At 72.9% G+C, this 21,620-nt stretch carries 17 protein-coding genes; 5 read left to right on the forward strand and 12 right to left on the reverse strand.

All coding sequences use genetic code 11. The features are described 5' to 3' along the window. Positions 1 to 92 precede the first annotated feature (92 nt). The 6 genes from mnmA to ACFS27_RS06005 form a co-directional block, all read right to left on the reverse strand. On the reverse strand, positions 93 to 1,361 hold the full coding sequence (gene mnmA / locus ACFS27_RS05980; protein WP_377180945.1) for a tRNA 2-thiouridine(34) synthase MnmA: 1,269 nt from the start codon (positions 1,359 to 1,361) through the stop codon (positions 93 to 95). Further along, positions 1,358 to 2,581 (reverse strand): cysteine desulfurase family protein, encoded by a 1,224-nt coding sequence (locus ACFS27_RS05985; RefSeq protein WP_377183619.1) that lies wholly within the window; start codon positions 2,579 to 2,581, stop codon positions 1,358 to 1,360. The genes mnmA and ACFS27_RS05985 overlap by 4 nt, the downstream gene beginning before the upstream one ends. Before the next feature lie 294 nt (positions 2,582 to 2,875). After that, a complete protein-coding gene (locus tag ACFS27_RS05990; protein WP_377180947.1) occupies positions 2,876 to 5,077 on the reverse strand; it encodes a PhoX family protein in 2,202 nt (733 codons plus the stop codon). Between the two features lie 117 nt (positions 5,078 to 5,194). Further along, positions 5,195 to 6,334: a ThiF family adenylyltransferase gene (locus ACFS27_RS05995; RefSeq protein WP_377180949.1), complete on the reverse strand. Its 1,140-nt coding sequence runs from the start codon at positions 6,332 to 6,334 to the stop codon at positions 5,195 to 5,197. Between the two features lie 162 nt (positions 6,335 to 6,496). Beyond that, on the reverse strand, positions 6,497 to 7,477 hold the full coding sequence (locus ACFS27_RS06000) for an electron transfer flavoprotein subunit alpha/FixB family protein (RefSeq protein WP_377180951.1): 981 nt from the start codon (positions 7,475 to 7,477) through the stop codon (positions 6,497 to 6,499). Between the two features lie 54 nt (positions 7,478 to 7,531). Further along, positions 7,532 to 8,359, reverse strand: coding sequence for an electron transfer flavoprotein subunit beta/FixA family protein (locus tag ACFS27_RS06005; RefSeq protein ID WP_377180953.1), 828 nt, complete (start codon positions 8,357 to 8,359; stop codon positions 7,532 to 7,534). A gap of 72 nt (positions 8,360 to 8,431) precedes the next feature. Here ACFS27_RS06005 and glgX point away from each other — a divergent pair, with 72 nt between their 5' ends. Further along, the gene (gene glgX, locus ACFS27_RS06010; protein WP_377180955.1) at positions 8,432 to 10,744 is read left to right on the forward strand and encodes a glycogen debranching protein GlgX; all 2,313 of its coding nucleotides are present in this window, start codon (positions 8,432 to 8,434) and stop codon (positions 10,742 to 10,744) included. Positions 10,745 to 10,815: 71 nt separating this feature from the next. Further along, the gene (locus tag ACFS27_RS06015) at positions 10,816 to 12,543 is read left to right on the forward strand and encodes an FAD-binding dehydrogenase (RefSeq protein WP_377180957.1); all 1,728 of its coding nucleotides are present in this window, start codon (positions 10,816 to 10,818) and stop codon (positions 12,541 to 12,543) included. Positions 12,544 to 12,664: 121 nt separating this feature from the next. On the opposite strand, the gene ACFS27_RS06020 is transcribed toward ACFS27_RS06015, so the two are convergent. From ACFS27_RS06020 to ACFS27_RS06035, 4 genes are read right to left on the reverse strand one after another with little or no spacing between them, the layout of a single operon-like run. Further along, positions 12,665 to 13,726 (reverse strand): prephenate dehydrogenase, encoded by a 1,062-nt coding sequence (locus tag ACFS27_RS06020; protein ID WP_377180959.1) that lies wholly within the window; start codon positions 13,724 to 13,726, stop codon positions 12,665 to 12,667. Then, the gene (locus tag ACFS27_RS06025) at positions 13,723 to 14,709 is read right to left on the reverse strand and encodes a prephenate dehydratase (protein ID WP_377180961.1); all 987 of its coding nucleotides are present in this window, start codon (positions 14,707 to 14,709) and stop codon (positions 13,723 to 13,725) included. Before ACFS27_RS06025 ends, ACFS27_RS06020 begins: the two co-directional genes overlap by 4 nt. Beyond that, entirely contained in the window at positions 14,706 to 15,545 is an 840-nt protein-coding gene (locus ACFS27_RS06030) for a hypothetical protein (RefSeq protein ID WP_377180963.1), read from the reverse strand. Before ACFS27_RS06030 ends, ACFS27_RS06025 begins: the two co-directional genes overlap by 4 nt. Before the next feature lie 40 nt (positions 15,546 to 15,585). After that, the gene (locus tag ACFS27_RS06035; RefSeq protein WP_377180965.1) at positions 15,586 to 17,499 is read right to left on the reverse strand and encodes a VanW family protein; all 1,914 of its coding nucleotides are present in this window, start codon (positions 17,497 to 17,499) and stop codon (positions 15,586 to 15,588) included. 16 nt (positions 17,500 to 17,515) lie between these two features. Here ACFS27_RS06035 and ACFS27_RS06040 point away from each other — a divergent pair, with 16 nt between their 5' ends. Continuing rightward, positions 17,516 to 17,884, forward strand: a complete 369-nt coding sequence (locus ACFS27_RS06040; RefSeq protein ID WP_377180967.1) for a hypothetical protein — start codon at positions 17,516 to 17,518, stop codon at positions 17,882 to 17,884. Positions 17,885 to 17,917: 33 nt separating this feature from the next. Next, positions 17,918 to 18,985, forward strand: coding sequence for a hypothetical protein (locus tag ACFS27_RS06045; RefSeq protein ID WP_377180969.1), 1,068 nt, complete (start codon positions 17,918 to 17,920; stop codon positions 18,983 to 18,985). A gap of 412 nt (positions 18,986 to 19,397) precedes the next feature. Here the strand turns inward: ACFS27_RS06045 and ACFS27_RS06050 are convergent, their stop codons facing one another. Beyond that, a complete protein-coding gene (locus tag ACFS27_RS06050; RefSeq protein ID WP_377180971.1) occupies positions 19,398 to 19,760 on the reverse strand; it encodes a hypothetical protein in 363 nt (120 codons plus the stop codon). Positions 19,761 to 19,854: 94 nt separating this feature from the next. Between ACFS27_RS06050 and ACFS27_RS06055 the strand changes: the two genes are divergently transcribed. Further along, positions 19,855 to 20,424 carry a hypothetical protein gene (locus tag ACFS27_RS06055; RefSeq protein ID WP_377180974.1) on the forward strand — a complete coding sequence of 190 codons (570 nt, stop codon included), beginning with the start codon at positions 19,855 to 19,857 and terminating at the stop codon, positions 20,422 to 20,424. A 35-nt stretch (positions 20,425 to 20,459) separates the two neighbouring features. On the opposite strand, the gene ACFS27_RS06060 is transcribed toward ACFS27_RS06055, so the two are convergent. Further along, positions 20,460 to 21,611, reverse strand: a complete 1,152-nt coding sequence (locus ACFS27_RS06060) for a PIG-L family deacetylase (protein ID WP_377180976.1) — start codon at positions 21,609 to 21,611, stop codon at positions 20,460 to 20,462. Positions 21,612 to 21,620 lie beyond the last annotated feature (9 nt).

The following is a 21,620-nucleotide window of genomic DNA, read 5'->3' on the forward strand; positions in this document are numbered from 1 at the left end:
GTAGGAAGCCAGTCGATGCTCCGCGGACGAGATCGGTCTCTCGGGATGAGATCGGCCAGCCGACCGACCGATCTCATCCCAAGGGACCGAAGTCAGCGAGCTCGCGGCGCAGGGGCTCGCCAGGCTCGGGAGACCGTCGCCTGGCCCAGCACACGAGTGCCGCGGTACACCACGACCGACTGTCCCGCGGCGACGCCCCGCAGCGGTGCCCCGGTGAGCTCGATCTCCATGGCGGGTGCGGGCGTCTCCGCCCCTGCCGCTGACGTCGCCGGCCGCTCACCTTCTGGTACGTCGTCACCATACGCGTCGGCGGCGTGGGCGGTTGACCGCACCCGTGCCGGGACGGGGGCACCGTGGGCACGGACCTGCACCTCGGCGTCGAACCACCCGTCCGGGTCCTGGACGACGCTGGCGGTGGTCCCGGCAGGATCGACCGGCGCAGCAGGCTCGTCCAGCACCCCGTCGAACCACAGGGCCTTCTCCCCCGCGATCCGGTCCACGCTCAGCAGCTCGGCGGGACCCACGACCACCGTGTTCGTCGCTGGCTGCACATCGACCACGTACCGCGCCCTGCCGTCGGCGGCCGGGCGGCCGAGGCCCAGCCCCTTGCGCTGGCCCACCGTGAACGAGTACGCGCCGTCGTGCTCGCCCACGACCTCGCCGTCGACGTCCACCACCTCGCCGGGGCGCGAGCCCAGCCGGGACTGCAGGAAGCCGCGGGTGTCGCCGTCGGCGACGAAGCAGATGTCGTAGGAGTCGGGCTTCGCCGACACCGACAGCCCGCGTCGCGCGGCCTCGGCCCGCACCTCGTCCTTGGACGCGAACCCGCCGAGCGGGAACATCGCGCGGGAGAGCCGGTCGGCCCCTGCGACCGCCAGGACGTACGACTGGTCCTTGGCGTCGTTCGGCGAGCGGTGCAGCTCGCGCACGGTGCGCCGGCCGCCGTCGGGCAGCGCGACCTCGCGCGTCTCGATCCGCGCGTAGTGGCCCGTCGCGACGGCGTCGAACCCGAGTGCCGTCGCCTTGTCGAGGAGCGCCTCGAACTTGATGTGCTCGTTGCAGCGCACGCAGGGGTTGGGGGTGCGGCCGGCCTCGTACTCCGACAGGAAGTCGGCCACCACGGTGTCCTCGAAGCGCTCGGACAGGTCCCACACGTAGTAGGGGATGCCGAGCAGGTCGGCGGCACGGCGGGCGTCGCCCGCGTCCTCGATGGAGCAGCAGCCGCGCGATCCCGTGCGGAACTGGTCGCGGTTCCGGGACAGCGCCATGTGCACCCCCACGACGTCGTGCCCCGCCTCGACGGCGAGCGCCGCGGCGACCGCTGAGTCCACACCACCCGACATCGCAGCGAGCACCCTCATGACATGCCTCCTTGTCCTCGGCCGGACACCAGCCCAGCGGCCTGCGCGCGCGCCACCACCTGGGGCAGCGCGGCGACCAGCCGGTCGACGTCGGCCTCTGTCGACGTGGCCCCGAGCGAGAACCGCAGGGCTCCGCGGGCCTCGGTCTCGGGCACGCCCATCGCCAGGAGCACGTGCGACGGCTGCGGTACGCCAGCCTGGCACGCCGAACCGGTCGAGGCCTGCACTCCCGCCGAGTCCAGCAGGTACAGCAGGGAGTCGCCCTCCGCGCCGGGGAAGGTGAAGTGCGCGTTGCCGGGCAGCCGGTCGACCGAACCCTGCGGGCCGGCCGACGAGTCCCCGGGCGTCCCCCGTTCGTCCGCGGGATGCGGCGTCGGCTCCGGGCCGCGCAGCACAGCGGTGGGCGCCGCCGCGCGCACCCTGGCGACAAGGTCGTCACGCAGGGCGGCCAGCCGGGCGGCGCGCTCCGGCATGCATCCGACGGCATGGTGCGCGGCGACGCCGAAGGCCGATATCGATGCCGCGTCGAGCGTCCCGGAGCGCACGCCGCGCTCCTGGCCGCCGCCGTGCAGCACGGCGTCGAGCGCGAGGTCGCGCTTGGCGAGCAGGGCGCCGACGCCGACGGGGCCGCCCAGCTTGTGTCCGCTCACCGTCATGGCGTCGACGCCCGACTCCGCGAAGTCCACCTCGGTCTGGCCGACGGCCTGGACTGCGTCGGTGTGCACGGGGATGCCGTACGGGCGTGCCGCGCGCACGACGTCGCGGACGGGCTGGAGCGTGCCCACCTCGTTGTTGGCCCACATGACGCTGATCAGCGCGGTCTCGTCGGCGTGCGCGGCGAGCTCTGCGCGCAGCGCGTCCAGGTCGAGCCGGCCCTCGCCGTCGACGGGCAGCAGCACGATCTCCGCGCCCGCGTGGCCGGCCAGCCAGAACGCCGGGTCGAGCACCGCGTGGTGCTCGACGCCGGAGACCAGGACGCGGCAGCGACGGGTGTCCTGCGCACGCCGACCCCAGAAGATGCCCTTGATCGCCAGGTTGTCGGCCTCGGTGCCGCCCGACGTGAAGATGACCTCGCTGGGCCGCGCGCCGAGCGCCTTCGCGAGCGTCTCCCGCGCCTCCTCGACGGTGCGCCGTGCCGTGCGGCCCGCTGAGTGCAGCGACGACGCGTTGCCGGTGCGCTGCGCAGCGGCCACGAACGCGGCGAGCGCCGCCGCCGACATCGGCGTGGTCGCGGCGTGGTCGAGGTACGCGCCGTCCGGCTCGCGGGGCACGGTGCCGTGCGCGCCGCTCACCGTCAGGGGTGCGCGCGCGGGCTCAGGGGGCGGGGTGGTCACGGTCATCAAGTCTACGAACGCCGCGGAGGCCCGATCGCATCCCGCGGGTGTGACATCGCGCGAGGCGAGCCTCCTCGGGTGGTCGAGCCCGCTGACAGGCGAGTGCCGGCCATGTGTCGGTGACCCCCACTCAGGGCAACACACAGCCGGCACTCGACGGTCAGGCGAGGCGTGACCGGGTCAGCGGTCGGAGCGACCGTTCCCGTTGCCGCGGCCCCGGCCGCGGTAGACCTGCACCACGGTGGGACGCGGGCCGCGGAAGTCGCCGGCCTCCACCGGAGCACCCGCTGCGATGTAGTCGGGGAAGAACGACTGCGGGGCGTCGAACGTGCCGTCCTCGCCCGGGTGCTGCACGTTCACGTAGACCATGCCGTCACGGGAGTCGATGATCGGGCCGCAGGTCTCTGCGCCGGCCGGCACCGAGAGGAACTGCTGCACGTGCCCGCGCTCGCGGCCCGCCACCGGCACCTTGAACAGGCCGTCGCACTTGGCGATGCCGCTGGAGCTCGGCTGGCCGTCGGTCGAGATCCAGAGGTTGCCCTCGGCGTCGAACGCCAGGTTGTCCGGGCAGGAGATCGGCGAGACCCGGTCCTTCGGGTAGCCCGCGAAGTACGTGCCCTCGACGGCGGGGTCGCCGGCGACGAGCAGCAGGTTCCACGTGAAGCGGGTGGAGGTCTGGTCACCCGAGGGGATGATCTCGACGACGTGCCCGTCGCGGTTGCCGTTGATGGTGGCGCCACCCTGGACCTTGTGGTCGCGCGGGTTCGCCTCCGTCGCGCCCTCGGTGCGGTTGCCAGGGGTGCGGCCCGAGTTGTTGGTGCACGCCACGTAGATGCGGCCCGTGACCGGGCTGATCTCGACGTCCTCGGGGCGGTCCATCTTGGTGGCGCCGACCGTGTCGGCCGCAAGGCGCGTGTAGACCAGCACCTCCTCGACGGACATGCCGGCCACCTGGCTGGCGCCGTCGAGCACCAGGGGCAGCCACTCGCCGGAGCCGTCGAAGGCGCCGTCGGACGGCAGCGCGCCCGAGCCGTCGATCTCGGCGGCCGGCGAGTCACCGGTGAGCTTGGCGACGTACAGGTCGCCCTCGGAGAGCAGGGTCTTGTTGTGCTCCCGCGCCCGCCGGGAGCTGCCCTTGGCGACCCGGTCCTTGGAGACGAACTTGTAGATGTAGTCGAACGCCTGGTCGTCACCCATGTACGCGACGGCGTGGCCGCGGCGGGACAGCGTGACGTTGGCGCCCTCGTGCTTGAACCGGCCCAGCGCCGTGTGCTTCACGGGCGGCGCCGACGGGTCGTGCGGGTCGAGCTCGACGATCCAGCCGAAGCGGTTGGACTCGTTCTCGTACCCGGCACCGCCGCCGAAGCGCGGGTCGTCGGCCTCCCAGCCGTAGCTGGTGGAGCTGCCCAGGCCGTAGCGGGCGTCAGCGGTCGGGTTGGCTCCGGCGGCGACGAAGTAGCCGTTGAAGTTCTCCTCGCCCGACAGGACGGTGCCCCACGGCGTGGTGCCGCCGGCGCAGTTGTTCATGGTGCCGAGCACGCGGGTGCCTGTCGGGTCAGCGGTCGTCCGCATCAGGTCCGTGCCAGCGGCAGGCCCGTCGATGACGAACTCGGTGTCCATGTGGATGCGGCGGTTGACCGGGCTGATCCGCTGGTACGACCAGGGCTTGCCGGGCGCCTTGCGGCGGACCTCGACCACGGCCATGCCGTGCGCGGCACGCTCGATGGCGCGGGCGTAGGCGTTCCTGGTCTCGGTGACGTTCCCGTCGGCGTCGGTCTCCCAGTACTTCTCCGTGGCCGGGAACATGATCGCCGCGTTGGTGTACTCGAGGTTCGACACCAGGAGGCCGCGCGTGCCGCGGCGCTCGTCGCCCACGTCGAACGGCAGGATGTCGAGGTAGTCGCAGTTGTAGCCGAACTGCTTGGCCTGCTGCTCCGGCGACTGGTTGTACGGGTCGAACGTGCGGGCGCCCGGGAGGATCGGGTCGCCCCAGCGGATGATCGGGTCCCAGGTGTAGCCGTCGGGCACCACGAGCTGGTCGACGTCGACGGGCTGCGGATCGATCGCCCCGAAGGCGAGGCCCTTGCCGCCGCCGTGGCCGGGGAGACGCCCCTCGGGCAGGGTCGCGGCAGCGGCCGACGGCGCGCCGACACCCTGCGCGCCGATGACCACGGCACCGGCGGCGACCGCCATGGTGCCCAGCATCGCGCGGCGGGACAGCACCGAGCTCACGACGTCCTTGAAATACTCGTTGGCGCTCTCGTTGGGAGCGGGGTGGAGGCACGCGTCGTTGCACTTGAGACGGCACGTGACGGGGCTGCGCTTGCCGCGCGCGTGCGTGTGCACATTCAGCAGCGGGCGGTGTTCAGGAGCGATCGTCATCGGAGGTTCTCCGGTCCGAGCTGGGGGGTAGGTCGACGTCAACCTAGGAGCAGGCGGTGTCTCGTCCGCGAAAGGTCTGGTACGTCCAGGTGAACGGGACGTGTCCAGGTAGGTTCCTCATCCGAGGATCGCGCGGCTGGTGACGTCCCGCCACCCCTCGGCGCGCAGCAGCTGCTCCGCGCCACGCGACCGCAGACCGCGCTCGCACACCACGAGCACCGGCCCGTCGACCGGGTGGTCCAGCAGCTCAGGCGGCAGGTCTCCGGCCGCAAGGTCTTCCAGCCGCACGAACACCGCACCGGGGACCGCGCCCGGCCGGAGGCCGACGTCGAGCAGCAGCACGCCGGGACTCCCCGAAGGAGCCGGCGCCGGGGGCGCCGTCGGCTCGGCGGATGCCGTCGGTGCAGCCAGCGCCGTCGGCTCAGCGGGCTCAGCGGGCTCGGCAGCGGAGCCGGACGGCGCAGGGGCCAGCTCGATCGCGTCCCACGCGGAGGTGCGCGCGTCGTAGACCAGCAGCCGGCCCAGCGCCGGATCGCCGGTGCCGGTCAGGACCTTGACCGCCTCGACAGCCATCGTCGACCCGACGACGCCGCACGCAGGGCTCAGCACGCCGACCGTCGAGCACGACTCCCCCTCCGGCGGCTGCGGGCCGTACACGTCCGGGTAGGTGATCGCCCGCCCGCCCGGGGCCGCCGACCAGAAGACGCTCACCTGACCGTCCCAGCCCAGCACGGTCCCCCAGACGACGGGCAGGCCGAGGCTCGCCGCCGCGTCGGAGACGGCATAGCGAGTCTGATAAGTGTCCGAGCCGTCGACCACCAGGTGGTACCCGCCGAGGATCGCTGCCGCGTTGTCGCGCGTCAGGCGCTCACCGTGCGCTATCACCTCGACCTGGGGAGCCAGCCCGCGCAGCACGTCCGCGGCCGACGCCGTCTTGGCGCGCCCGACGTCGGCCACCGAGTGCAGCACCTGTCGCTGCAGGTTGGACGCCTCGACGACGTCGTCGTCGATGATGCCGAGCGTGCCGACGCCCGCAGCGGCGAGGTACTGCAGGACCGGCGAGCCGAGGCCGCCGGCGCCCACGACCACCACGCGCGACGCCGCGAGCCTCTCCTGCGCGGCCAGGCCGAACCCGTCGAGCAGCAGGTGCCGCGCCGTCCGACGCCGCTCGGCGGGCGCCAGCCTGCCGACGGGGGCCGAGCCCGTCCGGACCGCCGGGGCTGTCTCCGGGGCTGTCTGCGGTGGAAGCTGCTCCATCCCGTCATTCCACCACGAGGTGCCGCCCGTTCGGCGTGCCCGAGAGGTCCTCTGCGTCCCACGCCATCCTCCGCGTGCCGCGCCATCCTCCCGCGCTGAAACGGTCCGAGCGCGGAGGATCCCATGGCGTGCAGAGGATGGCGTGGGACAGCCGGCCCTGCCTCAACCCCTGCGCTTGCGGATCTCCGCCGCGGCCTGCGGGAGCACGTCGGCGAGCTGTCCCACGACGGCGAAGTCGCAGATCTCGAAGATCGGCGCCTCCGGGTCGCTGTTCACCGCGACGATCACCTGGGACGCCTGCATGCCGCCGCGGTGGTGCGGTGCACCCGAGATGCCCGCGCCGATGTAGACACGCGGGGCCACGGTGACGCCGGTCTGCCCGACGTACGAGTCCCACCAGCCCTCGAACGCCGCGTCTCGGGACGCGCCGACGGCAGCGCCGAGGGCGTCCGCGAGGTCCTCGACGGGGCCGAAGTCGCCGTCGGTACCACGCCCGCCCGCGACGACCACCGCCGCCTGGTCCAGCGGCGGCCGGCCGCTCGTGTCGGCCTTGACCTCGCGCGACAGGAGCGTGACCGGAGACGGCGCTACCTCGACGGCAAAACCCTCGGTCACCGGCTCGACGGCGGTCTCAGCAGGTTGCGCGACCGCCGAGTTGGCCCGCACGGTCACGACGGCGACGTCGGTGGTCACAGCGCACTCCGTGTCCCACGCACCGGCGAAGACACGCTTGCCCGCCACGATCCGGCCGTCCTCCCCCTCGCGCAGGGCGGCAGCGTCGATCACCAGGCCGGCCCTGAGCTCCCGGGCAGCGAGGGCCGCCGCCTCCTTCGCGGCGAACGACGTGGGCAGCAGCACGACGTCGGCGTCGGTGAGGCGTACTGCGGCGGCCAGTGAGGCCGCGACGACGGCGGGCAGGTGCCGCTCGTCCCCACCCACTGCAGCGCCGTCGCGGGCGAGCTCCGCCTGGTGCACGGTCTCGATGCCGTACGCGCCGAGCTGCGCGAGCGCCTCGACAGTGGGTGTCTCCAGGGCGACCGCCTCGACCCGGCCGAGGCCGCGGGCGATGGTGAGCAGCTCGAGCACGCTGGTGCCGACCTCGGTAGCGGGGTCGAGCAGGACCAGGACTGTGCGGTTGGTCATCACGTGCCTTTCACGATCGATCAGGCGCTATGGATCTGGCCTGAGCCTGCGGTCTCAGACCAGGTCGTTGCGGAGGAGGAAGTCGGCGAGCGCCACGCCGCCCTCGCCCTTGTCGGTGACGATCTCCGGCTCGGCGCGCTCCGGGCGCGGCTCGGCCGACAGCGCCTGGGTACGGGCACCGGCGGCACCCGCGACGGCGGGGTCGAGCCCGAGGTCGGCCGGGGACCACACCTCGATCTCCTTGTTGCGGGCCGCCATGATGAGCTTGAAGCCCGGGAAGCGCGGCTGGTTGGCCGCGTCCGTCACGGAGAGGACGGCGGGCAGCGGCGCGGACAGGCGCTCGGTGACGTCGTCGACCTCGCGGGTGATCGTGAGCGTGCGCGCCGATCCCTCCGCCGGCGCGAGCTCGACCTTCTTGGCGAGGTTCAGGGTGGGCAGGCCGAGCTCTGCGCCGAGCAGCGTCGGGACCACGGAGCCCAGCCCGTCGAGGGCGGCCATGCCGGTCACCACGAGGTCCACCGGGACCTGCTCGCCGAGCCTGCGGACGGCTGCGGCGAGGACAGCGGCGGTGCCGAAGTAGTCGGAGCCGGCCAGGGCGTCGTCGGACACGCGTATGCCGCGGTCCACGCCGAGCTGGAACGCCTTGCGGAGGGCGACGTCGCCGTCGGTACCGGCCATCGTGACGGCGATCACCTCGCCGTCCTCCGGCCCGATGGCCCCTGAGGCCCGCTCCGCCTCGACGAGCCGCAGGGCGGCCTCGATGGCGTTCTCGTCAAGCTCGTTGAGGGTGCCCTCGCCGGCGTTGCGCATGACCCGACAGTTCTCAAAACCGCGCTCGGTGTTGATGTCAGGGACGTACTTGACGGTGACCACTATGCGCATGGGGTAAACGGTACGACGTCGGGCGGCGTGTGACGGATCCCGTCCACAGACGGGCCTGCAACGATTGGGCACATGGTGCAGTCACCCCGAGCAGAACCGCAGCGGGCGCCGGGCGATCCGGCGCCGCGGCCGGTAGTCCGGCCGCTCATCCGTCCAACGGCCCGGCGTAGCCACGTCCCGCCCCTCGGGGTCTACGTCACGCCCGACGGCGGGATCGACGCCGCCGTCCTCGCGTCCCACGCGACCGCCGTCGACCTCTGCCTCATCGACGTCACCGACCCGTCCCTGGACGAGCACGACCCGAACCGGTACACCGAGCGGCGGGTCGAGATGGTCGGTCCGGTGTACGGCGTCTGGCACACGCACGTCCCGGACGTCTCTCCTGGTCAGCGCTACGGGTTTCGCGTGTACGGACCGTGGGACCCGCGTGCCGGGCTACGGCACAACCCGGCCAAGCTGCTGGTCGACCCCTACGCCCGCGGGTTCGCCGGCCGGCTGCGCTACGGCCCGGAGGTGGTCGGCTCGGTGTCCACGGAGCGTGAGCCCGGCTGGTGGCTCGGCGACCCCTACGGGGCGGCGGACGAGACCGACTCGCTGGCGTACGTGCCGCACTCCGTCGTCGTGGCGCCGCTGCCGCCGCCGGCTCCCCTGTCGCGGCCGCGCATCCCGTGGGCAGAGACCGTCATCTACGAGGCGCACGTGCGGGGCCTGACGATGCTCCGCGAGGACATCCCGGAGGAGCTGCGCGGCACCTATGCGGGAGTGGCGCACCCTGCCGTCGTCGAGCACCTGCTGAGCCTCGGCGTGACCACGCTCGAGCTGCTGCCGATCCACAAGAGCGTCGCCGAGTCGCGCCTGGCCGCTACCGGCCTGACGAACTACTGGGGCTACAACACCCTCGGGTTCTTCGCGCCCAACGCCGCCTACGCGACCAGGGCAGCGCAGGAGCAGGGTGCCGAGGCGGTGCTCGACGAGGTGCGCGGCATGGTGCACCTGCTGCACGAGGCGGGCATCGAGGTGCTGCTGGACGTGGTCTACAACCACACCTGCGAGGGCGGCGACGACGGGCTGCACCTGGCGTGGCGCGGCCTCGACAACCCGGTCTACTACCTGCACGACGGCGCCTCGCCCGCCGCCCTCGCCGACGTCACGGGCACCGGCAACTCGCTGGACTTCCGGCGTCCGCGCGTGATCCAGATGGCGCTGGACTCGCTGCGGTACTGGGCCGAGACGGTCGGCGTCGACGGGTACCGGTTCGACCTCGCGGTGACCCTCGGCCGCGGCAACGTCGGCTTCGACCCGGACCACCCGTTCCTGGTGGCCCTGCAGACCGACCCCGTGCTGTCGGGCCTCAAGCTCGTCGCGGAACCCTGGGACGTGGGCCCTGGCGGCTGGCAGACGGGTTCGTTCCCGTCGCCCATGGCGGAGTGGAACGACCGGTTCCGTGACGCCGCGCGCGGCTTCTGGCTGGACGCTCCCAAGCAGGGCGCGCGCGGCCAGGAGATGCTCGGCCTGCGGGACCTCGCCACCCGGCTCGCCGGGAGCGCCGACCTGTTCGGGCCGGGCGACCCGCCGCTGGTGCGCGGTCCTGTCGCCTCGGTGAACTACGTGACGGCGCACGACGGCTTCACGCTCGCGGACCTCGTGGCGTACGACCACAAGCACAACGAGGCCAACGGCGAGGACAACCGGGACGGGTCGGACAACAACCTGTCGTGGAACCACGGGATCGAGGGCCACACCCCGACGGGCGACGACGCCACGACCGAGCCCTGGCAGGCGATCGTGCCGCCGCGCCGCCGGTCGCAGCGGAACCTGCTGGGCACCCTGCTGCTCGCCGCCGGTACCCCCATGCTCACGGCGGGCGACGAGTTCGGCCGCAGCCAGGGCGGCAACAACAACGCGTACGTCCAGGACAACGAGGTCTCCTGGCTGCGGTGGGCCCTTGACGACGCCGCCAACGACCTCCTCGAGACCACCCGGTACCTGCTCCGGCTGCGGCGGGAGCATCCGGCGCTGCGTGCCGACTCGTTCTTCCTTGGTTCGCCCCGGCCGAACGAGTCGGACCCTGACCTGCTCTGGTACTCAGGGGCTGGGACGCTGATGGAGCCCGCCACGTGGAACGAGACCTACCGCCGCGTGCTGCAGATGCTGCGGCCGGGCCCGACGGCGGGTGACGCGGACGTGCTCCTGGTCGTGAACGGCGGCCTGGACGACGCGCACGTGACGCTGCCCGAACAGGCTCGCGCGGACAGTGCGCCCTGGGAGCTGGTCTGGGACTCCTCCTGGGACTTCCCGTTCGTGCCGGAGGACGAGGCGGGCCCGCGGACCTCGGTGACGATGGACGCGCTCAGCCTCCAGGTGCTGCTCTCGCCGGGGAGGTGAGCGCGCCGTTTCACCCCCGAAATGACGTGCTGACGGCACCGCGGGAGGTATGTCCTGGTTAAAGTGCGCTCATGACTGACTCCGTCCACAACAACGACGTTGCCGCAGCGGTCGACACCGACGTCATCGTCGTCGGTGCTGGGCTGTCCGGGCTCGTCACCGCGACCGAGCTGACCGCGTCCGGCAAGCGGGTGGTCCTGCTCGACCAGGAGCCTGCCGCGTCGCTGGGCGGGCAGGCGTGGTGGTCGTTCGGAGGGCTGTTCCTCGTGGACTCCCCTGAGCAGCGCCGCCTCAAGGTCAAGGACTCGTTCGACCTCGCCTTCGCCGACTGGCTCGGCTCCGCCCAGTTCGCACCCGGCGCCGAGCAGGGCGAGGGCCCCGACCGGTTCGGGTACCGGTGGGCCAGGGCGTTCGTCGAGTTCGCGGCCGGCGACCTGCGGTCGTGGCTGCACGCCAAGGGGGTGCGCTGGTTCCCGCTGGTGCAGTGGGCGGAGCGCGGCGGCTACGCAGTTGGATCGCACGGCAACGCTCATGGCAATTCCGTGCCACGGTTTCACGTCACCTGGGGCACCGGCCCCGCCGTCGTCGCGCCGTTCGTGGCGGCGGCCCACGAGGCGAACCGGGCGGGTCTGCTGGACCTGCGCTTCCGCCACCGGGTCACGTCCCTCGTCACCACGGACGGCCGGGTCACCGGGGTCCGCGCGGAGATCCTGGCCGACGACGGCGCCGCCCGCGGCGAGCCCTCCGGCCGCACGGTGACCGGCGAGGTGGAGCTCACCGCGCACGCCGTCGTCGTCGCGAGCGGTGGCATCGGCGCGAACCACGACCTGGCGCGCGCCCACTGGTCCGCCGATGCCGGGCGCCTGCCAGCGCGGATGCTGTCCGGCGTGCCCGACTCGACGGACGGGCTCATGCTCGGCGTCGCCGCGGCGTCGGGCGCTGCACTGGTGCACGAGGACCGCATGTGGCACTACCCGGAGGGCATCGCCAACCACTCGCCGGTCTGGTCGAAGCACGGCATCCGGATCCTGCCCGGCCCGTCGTCGCTCTGGCTCGACGCCGACGGCGGTCGCCTGCCCGGCCCGCTGTTCCCCGGTTTCGACGCTCTCGGGGCGCTGCGGCACGTGACGACGCGGGGGGACGACCACTCCTGGTTCGTCCTGAACAAGGCCATCATGGAGAAGGAGTTCGCGCTGTCGGGCTCCGAGCAGAACCCGGACCTGACCGGCAAGTCCGTGCCGCTGCTCGTCGAGCGCGTGCGCGGGAAGTCGGTGCCGGTACGGACCTTCGCCGAGCAGTCCGAGGAGTTCCTGTGGGCGAGCACGCCCACAGAGCTCGCCGCGAAGATGAACGCGCTCACCGAGGCCACCGAGGGCTCGGCCGGCCACATCGACGGCGAAGCCCTTGCCGCCCTCATGGCGGCCAGGGACGCGCAGGTGGCGACTGGGCTGGGCAAGGACCCGCAGGTCGTCGCGACGTCGGCCGCACGGCACTTCATCGTGGACAAGGCCATCCGCGTCTCGCCGCCGCGCGCCCTCAGCGACCCGAAGGACGGGCCGCTGCTCGCGGTCCGCCTGTCGGTGCTGACCCGCAAGACGCTCGGCGGCCTGTGGTGCGACGAGACCGGCCGCGCGCTGACCCCCTCCGGCGACGTGCTGGAGGGCCTCTGGGCGGTGGGCGAGGCCGCAGGCTTCGGGGGCGGCGGCGTGCACGGGCACCGCGCGCTGGAGGGCACGTTCCTCGGCGGCTGCCTCTTCACGGGCCGCACGACGGGCCGCGCCCTCGCGGAGGCACTCTGATCGCGCCCCGCTCTGCGGCATCGGCCGCGGACTGATTCTGGTTCAGCAGGCCGTCCGCGACCGTCAACGGCGTGCACACGGCTCACCCGAGCCTGCTGAACCAAAGTCAGGACCGGCTCCGTCAGCGCAGCAGGGCCTTGCCGTCATCGAGCCCGATCACTACCGCACCCGCCGCACAGCGGGCCACCAGCTCCGCCGGCCAGTCGCCGGTCAGCGGGACCGCCTCGACGTCCGGGCCGACGTCGTCGCCGGTACCCGGCGCCCCGTCCCCCGGGTGCAAGCCCGTCACGCGCGTACCGCCGGGCCGGCCGATCTGGTCCCGCACCGGGTCCGGCCGGTCGAAGAACCAGTGCGTCGGCGCGTTGGAGTCCAGCGCGTCCGCGAGCCGCTCGAGGTCCCGGGCCGCGAGCCGCAGGACGGGAGCCACCCACGCGGCGTTCTCGGTGACCATCGCCTCGGTGCGTCGCGGGTCGGTGAACCCGACCCGGGTGCCGTCCCGGAACGAGCCGGCCGCGAGCCCCAGCGCAAGGTTCCGCACCGGCGCACCGGCGACGGCCCCGAGCAGCTGGTTGGCCAGCACGTGCGGCACGTGCGACACGAGGGCGGCAGCCTCGTCGTGCAGGTCGTCGGTGAGCACCGCGGCCGTACCGCCCAGCGGGCCGGTGACCAGGCGCAGCACCCGCTCGAGGCGGGCAGGGTCGGTCCTCGCCACCCCGGCTCCGGCGGCCGCGCAGGTCACGGCCCACGGGATCCCCTGCATGAGCTCCGCCGCCGACGCGGCGAACCCGCTCCGCTCCGTCCCCGACATCGGGTGCGCACCCACGTAGCGGTCGCCGAGACCGGCGTCGACCACGGCCTCGCGCACCGGTGCCTTCACCGAGCCGACGTCGGTGACCGTCGGGTCCCAGCCCGGCTCCCCCGCGAGCGCCTCGGCGAGCTCGCCCGCGACGGCGCGCATGGCGCGCAGCGGCGCGGCCAGGACCACGATCTCGGGTCGGTGGACGGCGAGCCCCGCGACGTCATCCGCCACCGAGAGGCCCGCCGCGCGGGCCTCCTCCGCCGAGGCCGGGTCGGTCGCAACGACCGGCACTGCTGCCGCCTGCAGCGCCCTGGCCAGGGATCCGCCGATCAGCCCGAGGCCGACGATGCCGACCGACCCGCCCTGCGCGGCGAAGCCGCTCACCACAGCAGCCCCCGGTCGCGCGCCGGGTCGGAGTCCTTCGACGACACGGAGCCGACCGGGACGTGGTCGGGGTCGAGCACGCCGTCCAGCGCTCCGAAGGACCCGCGGGCGGGGAAGAGGCCGAGCGTCTTGAGGGAGTCGCCGGCGGCGAGCAGGTCGCTCAGCACCTCCCGCGCACCCTGGTCCCAGGGTGCCTCGTCGAGCGTCACCACGAACACGTACTTGCCCTGCTGCGCCTTGAGCGGCCGGGTGATCAGGCTCGACATGTTGACGCCCCGGTCGCCGAAGGCAGCGGTGATCCGCGCCAGCACGCCCGGTCCGGTCACCGCTGGGGTGATCGCCAGCATGGTCCGCCAGGCGGTGACCCCGGCGTCGCGGGACCGCGCCAGGTGTGCGTCGGCCGCGCTCCGCCTGGTCAGGACCAGGAACCGGGTACGTCCGCCGCGGAAGTCCTCGACCGCCTTCGCGTACGTCTCCAGACCGTAGAGCTCGCCGCAGATCGTGGGGCCGAGCGCGATGGTCCCCGGTCCGGCGTCGCGGCACGCGGCGGCGTTGGACGACGCCGGAGCGGTCGCGAGCCCTGTGCTCGTGACGAAGCCGGCGCACTGCGCCAGCCCGTGCGGGTGCGCGGACACCTCGGTCAGCTCGCCGTGGCCAGGAACCACGAACGCGTCGAACGACACGTCGAGCGCCACCTCGTCGACGGCCACGACGTCCGCGCTGGACAGCAGCGCGTCCAGCGACGGCACCACGTAGCCCTCGACGGAGGACTCGATGGCGACGACGCCGACGTCAACGGCACCGGCGGCCACGACGTCGTGCACGTTCTTGACCGTGTCGAGCGGCTCCGCGGTCAGGTCGTCAGCGGTTCCGCCGCTCGTGCCGTGCAGGCGCGCCCACTCCAGCGCTGCCTGGTGCGTGAACGTCCCCTCCGGCCCCAGGTAGGCCGCCCGTGTACCGCGATCGGCGCCCGGCACGGTCACGCCCACCGCGGTGTGAGGGCGTCCGGACCCGGCACGAACGCCTCGCCCGGCAGCACGGCCAGCGTGCGGTGCGCGACGCCCCGCTCGGTGAGCGCGGCGACCAGGTCGCTCAGTGCCGCCGATGTCGGGCAGGAGAACGACGTGAAGAACACGTGCGGCCCACCCGTCGACGGCTGGCTGCGCAGGTGGTCCAGGTCGAGGCCGGCGTCCGCGATGAGCGCGAGCGTCGGCTGCAGCGAGCCGAGGTGGTCGTCGGCCGGGCCGAACGCGAGCCACACCTGCGCCGGCTCCGTGAACGGCGGCCAGTCACCGCGCGACTCCAGCAGCCCGTACCAGACGGGCCCGCCCTCGGCGAGGGCCGCACTGTCCGGCAGCTCCGTGAAACCCGCCGGGACCCGGGACCGCTCGATCACGAGCGACCCGCTCTCGCCCGCAAGGGCGATCCGCTCCTCGACCGTCGCGCGCGTCGGCACCAGACGCGGGCTCGCCCCGAGGGTGCGCAGCACGCCTGCGCAGTCGCGCATGCCTGCCTCGTCGATCACCACCTGGCCGACCGTTGCCCCGGAGCCGACCCATACCCACTGCCCGGGCACCGCGACCGCGCCCGTCACGATGAGCGAGGGCGCGCCCTCCAGGAGGGCACGCTCGAGGCCTGGCGCGGGGTGCTCCGGGTGTCCCAGGTGCACCACCGCCGCCAGGGCCTCGATCCCGGCGACCGTGGCGAGGGTGTCCGCCGTGGTGCCGAGGTCCAGCAGTTCGACCGGGTCGTTCCAACCCGCCATCTGCGCGGCAAGTACCGCGTGCGCGGGAGACTCCCGCTCGCTACGTCCAAGCATGTGCGCAACCTACCGCCGGTCGCACGACCGAGCCTCACGGCTAGTCGCACACCACCGGGTTGTCCGGGTTGTACGTGTGGTTGAACGAGTTCTCCTTGGCCAGCTCGTCGCCCAGGTAGACCTTGCGATGGATGCTGATGGAGAACCCGTCCTCACCACCGGGGTACGGCTTGCAGTCCGCCGACGAGTCGTGGACCGTGCTCTTCGGCACGACGTTCTGCTTGCCGCTGTTGCTCTCCTCGACCCGGTAGTGCTTGGTGCTCCAGATCCGCACCCAGAGCTCGCCGCCTGACACGTAGGACTGCATCACCGCACCGTAGGGAGTGTCGTTGGTGAACTTCATGTCCTTGGCGCCCACATAGATCGTGGCTTCGCGGCCCGGGGGGTAGCGCTCGAACCAGAACGAGTGGGCGTGGTGCTCGACGTCCTCGTACCCGGCGAAGAAGCCTGCGTTGAAGGTGGTCGTAGCCATCTGTGACAGGCCGCCACCGACCGCGTCGACGTGCTTGCCGTCCTCGACCACGCCGGCGTCGAAGTACCCGTTCTCGAGCGTGATCGGCGCGAGCGCGTCCAGCAGGGAGAAGGTCTCCCCGGGCTTGATGAGGTCGCCCGTGATCATCTCCGCGCCGCGCCTCAGGTTGTTCGTGCGCACCTCCTCGTTCGTCAGCGGGGTGTGGAACTCGGAGACCACTTCCTTGACGCCCAAGGCCTCCAGGGACTCGACGGTCTCCTTCGGGTCCTGCTCGACGAGCTCGACCGACGTCTCGCGATCGTCGCTCGTCGCGGCGATCCGCACCGCCTTGGCCGCCTCGGCGGGATCGAGGGTGGTACCGGTCTTGCCCTCCACCACGGTCGGCTTGCCACCGATGAACTCGAAGTGCGCGTCGTCCGGGAGCTGCAGCAGGTCGGTGGTGCCTGCCACGACGGCCTCGACCGTCGCGTCCTGGTCCACGATGGTGACGAGCTCGTCGTCCTTGTTCTCGAACCGGAACAGCCCGGTCAGCACCTCGGGCGTCAGCACAGGCTCCTGGCCACCCACGGATACCGTGACCGGCGCCGAGATGATCTTCTGCGCCACGGCGTAGCCGTCGTTGGTCTCCTCCTGCGTGATCGCCGGCTTGACCGGCTCGACCGGCAGGTCGAACGGACCGGGCTGGCGGAGCCAACGCTCCTGGATGATGCGTGCGGTCTCGCTCGCGACGATCCGCGAGCCCCGCTTCGGGTCCGTCTTGACCGCCTGTCCGTCGACGAACGCGACCGTTCCGTCCACGGGCTCGACGGCGAGGGAGTCCTCGAGACCCGAAACCGCTGAGTCGAACTTCTCCTGGTTGATGTCCAGGATCAGCTCCTCTTCCGAGCCACCGAACATGTGGGCCCACACGTTCGTCGGGCTCAATGAGAACCCGGTGAGCTCCGCGACCGTGGCGTCGGCGTCGATCGAGAGACCGCTCGGCTCGGCGGAGAGCTGGGCCTTGCCCTTGCCGGCGGTCAGATCGATCGGCTCCTTGGCCCGCGGGGCCAGCTCCTCCGTGATCGCCGACGCCGCCTCGGCCCGTGTCATGCCGCCGACATCGACGCCGGCCACCGTGGTGTCGCGGGGCGTGGTGTCGCTCACGCCCCACGCGGCCAGGACGTAGATCCCGAACAGCACGACGACGGCCAGCACCGAGAGCAGTGCGACCTTGGGGCCGCGGCGCGGGGCGCCGTCGCCGGCCAGGCCGAAGAACTCCCCTTCGCCCGACCCGCCCGAACCGTATGGGCCCGCCGGGCCGTTGGGGACGTGCGGGCCGGTGGGACCGGCCGGACCGCCCGGACCGTTCGGGCCGACGGGGCCGTTCGGGCCGTTGGTGCCACCAGGGCCGGTCGGCGCCGCGGGACCCTGTGCGGAGGCCGCCGGCGATGTCGCCTCAGGGCGCACGGGCGACCAGCGCGTACCGGCCAGCGGGCGCGACACCCGCTGGATCGCACCGGTGAGCGGCTTGAGGAAGGAGTTCTGGCTGGCCTGCGGCGGGGGCGCCGTGCCAGGGCCCACGGCAGCAGGCGGCACCGCGCTCGACGGCGGAACGAGCGAGCGGGGCTGGACGGCCGGGGGCGCTGACGGTGCGGGCGGGGCGGATGGCCCCGGCGCGGCCGGGCGGGGCGTCGGAGCAGCACTCGCCGCTGCCGCGCCGGCCGCTGCTGCGAACCCGCCGGCTGCTGCGGCGCCTGCTGCAGCGCCGCCTGCCGTGCTCTGTGCGGGCTTCTCGGGTGCCGGCTTCTGCGGCGCAGGCCGGTCAGCGGTCGCCTTCGCGGGTGCTGGCGTCGCGGATGCTGGCTTCTCGGATGCTGGCTTCTCCTGAGAGGCGCTGGACGCCGCCAGGTCCGGAGCCGTCTTGTCCGGGGCTGTCTTCTCCGGGGCTGTCTTCTCCGGGGCTGCAGGCTCCGGAGCGGTGTCCGGGGTGGTGTCCGGCGTGGCCGGACGCCGCGCGGTGTCGGACGAGCCAGGGCTCGAGGCAGCGACCGGAGCGGGGCCGGCGGAGGGTGCCTCTGCGGCCGCCGGACCGGCGGGCGCAGAGCCGGCGGGCGCAGGACCAGCGGGCGCAGGACCAGCGGGCGCAGGACCAGCAGGCGCAGGACCAGCAGGCGCAGGACCAGCAGGCGCAGGACCAGCGGGCGCAGGACCAGCGGGCGCCGAACCAGGGACAGCGGGGGCAGCCGTAGCGGCCGCCGTCGCTGCTGCCGCACCAGCGCCTGCCGCGGCTACCGCGGCCGCGGCACCCGCCGCGGGCGTCGAGGCCTTGGACGGCGTGGCTGCGGGCGCTGGAGCGTCTTCCTCCGGCCCGGCAGCTGTTGGGGACGCCTTCGCGTCGGGCGACGTGCTCTGGCCCGCCGTAGTGCCCGGCTGGTCTGCCGTCGGTGCGACGGGTGGCACAGCGGGCGCAGCCGGCGGCACGGCGGCGGCAGGCGCGGCGGACGGCGGCACAGCGGCGGCAGGCGGCGCGGCCGGCGTCGCTGGGCTCTGCGGCCCCGCGCTCTGGCTCTCCGCGTTCTTCGCCGCTGGCGCGGTCTTGGGCGGACGGTCGAACGCGAAGACGCGCGGCGTGTACCCGTTCCTCGGCGCCGTGGACGCCTTGGTGGACGGCGTCGCCAGCTTCTCCACGACGGTCTGCAGCACCTCGACCGGGTCGGGTGCGTCCGTGTCCGGACCGGCCGACACCTTCGGTGGCTCCGGCTTGCTCGTGGGCGCCTTGCTCGTGGGCGCAGGCACGGTCGAGGACGTGGGCTCGCTCGGGGTGCCGTCCGGCACCGCGCTGCCCCCTTCCGTGCTCCTGGGGGCGTTCTCGGCTGCCGCGGGCGCTGCTGCGGGCGGCACGACGGGCGGGCGCGGGGCCTGGGGGGCCTCGGACTGCTCCGAAGAGGTCACTGGCTGGGCCTTCTCTGGGGATCGGGGAGCCGGCTGAGCGGTCGGCTGACCGGCCGGTACTGAAGATTGCGCTGCCCCGGGGTCTGTCGGCCGTATCGGGGGCTTCGCTTCCTGTCTCTGCACGCTGCCAGGGCGTGTCTGGGACAAGCGGGGAGGTGTCACCGGGGCAGGTCGTGCCCCGGCGTTCTCGTCTGACGTCGGCTCGAGCGGTTCGTCACGCTCGGTCGGCTGACCCATCGGCACGCTCCGTGCAACTACCCGAGACGCGGGCTCTCCGCGTCCCCCAAGGGCGTACCTGACCTGCGGCGAATCCGCCGGACGCGGCCGCCCTGCCGGGCATCCTATCCAGCCAGAATCCTGCCCAAGGCCGCGTACCGGACGCCCCGAGGTGGAGGTTGTGTATCAATCCTTCACCCCATCCTGAACCAGTCTGCGAAGAACCGCAGACCTCAGGCACCAGGCCGATCTCGGCGTGCTGGGACCTCTGCGAACCACGACGGCGGCAGGAAGGCGACGACCGCGAGGACCGCCACTCCCACGTACGACCAGACCATGCCCAGCACGCCTGCCGGGACGATGACGTCGCCCCCGGAACCCGGCAGCGACAGGGCCTGCACCATGACGACCCAGCCCACGCCGAATCCAAGCAGCGTGCCGTAGCCGGCCCAGGCGCGGGAAAGCACGCCCGCCGCAGCCGTCAGAGCGAGCGCGAGAAGCAGGCCCAGGTACCAGGAATCGTCGCCGAACCGGTGCACCACTGTCCCGAGGCCGCCCATGACCACGCCGAGCAGCACGGCCAGCAGTGTGCGCACGATCGTTCGTCCGAGGTGTCGTCCGGGTGAGTTCACCCAGCCATTGTCCAGCATCCACCTGGGAGGACACTGCACATGTGCAACACTCCGGCGGGTGAATACCCTCCAGGCACAGACGCAGCTCATCGTTCGACAGCGCATCCGCTTGATGGTCAACCAGTACGAGGTCCACGGCGCGCAGCCGGACGGGTCCGAGGGCCAGCTCTACGCGTTTGCTCAGCAGAAGCGCATGGCGTTCCGCGAAGAGGTCACGCTCTACACCGACGACACCAAGCGCGAACCCGTCCTGGGCTTCAAGGCCCGCCAGGTGATGGACCTCGGCGCCACCTACGACGTGGTCGACGCGGGTGGTAGCCCGATCGGTTCGTTCCGCAAGGACTTCGCCAAGTCGCTGCTGCGGAGCACGTGGCACGTGGAGCAGCCGGGACTGGGCACGGCCACAGGGGCCGAGCGCAACATGACGATCGCCATCGTTCGTCGGCTGGTCGAGGCGGCCTGGCTGCCGTACCACTTCGACTTCCTGATCGACGGCCGGCCCGCCTTTTCCGTGGAGAAGAAGTGGGGTCTACGCGACCGGTACATCGTGAACATTCAGGACCCGCGGCTCGACCGACGGCTCGTGACCGCGATGTCGATCGGCCTGGACGCCCTCCAGGAGCGCTGACCCCGCGCCGGTCCCGGCCCTCGAGCCGCCCAGCTCTAGCCGGTCTCGCCGGCCAGGTAGGTCTCGACGGTGAGGATCGGGGCCAGCACACCGTTGGACAGGGCATACCACCCGGCGACCGGGCCATCGGGGCGCGCGAGCCAGGTCGCGTGCTGCACCTGAGTGGCATGGGCCCGCAACGCGCCGACCACCCGCCCCACCACGGCCCCGACCTGCACGCGCACCACCGGGCCGGAGCGGGTGATCGGCAGCGTGTCAGGAGACCGGTAGTCCGGGCTACCGATCTCCTGACGTCCTGCCGTCCGCACGGTCAGGCCGCTCCTCGCCAGCGACGGCAGCTCGTCCTCAGGGGCGGCGAACGTCAGGCCCTCGGCCGCGGCGAGCGCAACCGCCGCCGGCAGCGCGGCGAGTGTCGCCCGCGCCTCGCGCAGCTCGTCCGCCGGAGCGACGGCCTGCCACAGCTCGGCGCCGGCCCATGGCTCGTCCCACCGTCCGACGACGGCGCCCGGTTCGCCCTCCCCCGCCGGCACCCCTGCGCCGTCGGGCCGCCAGGCCGGGTCCGCCGCGAGCTCGAGCGCGCGTACCGTCACCTGGTGCGCGCGCACGTGGTCCGGGTGCCCGTACCCGCCACCGGGCTCGTACGTGGCGACGACGGCGGGGCGCCGCGCGCGGACGAGTCCCGCGAGCCGACCGGCGGACTCGTCGAGCGGCACCCGGGCGAACGCCGTCGGCGGGGAGTCCGGTGCGGGGCCCGCGACGCCGGGCGCCACCCACGCCATCCCGGAGTCCTCGTACCGCACCTGACCCGACCTGTCAGACGTCACCCTGGCGACCTGAGGACCTGGCAAAGGGAGGGTGTCGAGAAACGTGTGCTCGACGGCACCTGCGACGCCGTCGGACAGCCGGGCCAGTGCGCTCGCCAGCTCGGACTCCCGGTGGGCGCCCAGCGCCGGACCGTCGCCCTGGAGACCGGCCAGCCCCTCCGACGTCGTGCCCGGAAGGGCGATGACCTCGCCCCGTTCTCCGCGCGTGCACGTGACGACGCAGACCGGCCGCCCCGCCGCCGCGAACGTGGCGAGCAGCCCCCCGGTGGCCAAGGACTCGTCGTCGGGGTGCGCATGCACCGCCAGCAGCCCCCCGGAGAAAGCACCGAGTGCTGGATGTCTGCGGTCGGAACGGTCGTTCATCCGCAGCTA

Origin of the sequence: Promicromonospora vindobonensis (genome assembly GCF_042685865.1) — a bacterium.
Lineage (GTDB): Bacteria > Actinomycetota > Actinomycetes > Actinomycetales > Cellulomonadaceae > Promicromonospora > Promicromonospora vindobonensis.

Bases quoted from the DNA above. Each gene is read 5' to 3' on its own strand.
- mnmA (WP_377180945.1), bottom strand. From the start codon at position 1,361: ATGAGGGTGCTCGCTGCGATGTCGGGTGGTGTGGACTCAGCGGTCGCC.
- ACFS27_RS05985 (WP_377183619.1), bottom strand. From the start codon at position 2,581: ATGTCGGCGGCGGCGCTCGCCGCGTTCGTGGCCGCTGCGCAGCGCACC.
- ACFS27_RS05990 (WP_377180947.1), bottom strand. From the start codon at position 5,077: ATGACGATCGCTCCTGAACACCGCCCGCTGCTGAATGTGCACACGCAC.
- ACFS27_RS05995 (WP_377180949.1), bottom strand. From the start codon at position 6,334: ATGGAGCAGCTTCCACCGCAGACAGCCCCGGAGACAGCCCCGGCGGTC.
- ACFS27_RS06000 (WP_377180951.1), bottom strand. From the start codon at position 7,477: ATGACCAACCGCACAGTCCTGGTCCTGCTCGACCCCGCTACCGAGGTC.
- ACFS27_RS06005 (WP_377180953.1), bottom strand. From the start codon at position 8,359: ATGCGCATAGTGGTCACCGTCAAGTACGTCCCTGACATCAACACCGAG.
- glgX (WP_377180955.1), top strand. From the start codon at position 8,432: ATGGTGCAGTCACCCCGAGCAGAACCGCAGCGGGCGCCGGGCGATCCG.
- ACFS27_RS06015 (WP_377180957.1), top strand. From the start codon at position 10,816: ATGACTGACTCCGTCCACAACAACGACGTTGCCGCAGCGGTCGACACC.
- ACFS27_RS06030 (WP_377180963.1), bottom strand. From the start codon at position 15,545: ATGCTTGGACGTAGCGAGCGGGAGTCTCCCGCGCACGCGGTACTTGCC.
- ACFS27_RS06060 (WP_377180976.1), bottom strand. From the start codon at position 21,611: ATGAACGACCGTTCCGACCGCAGACATCCAGCACTCGGTGCTTTCTCC.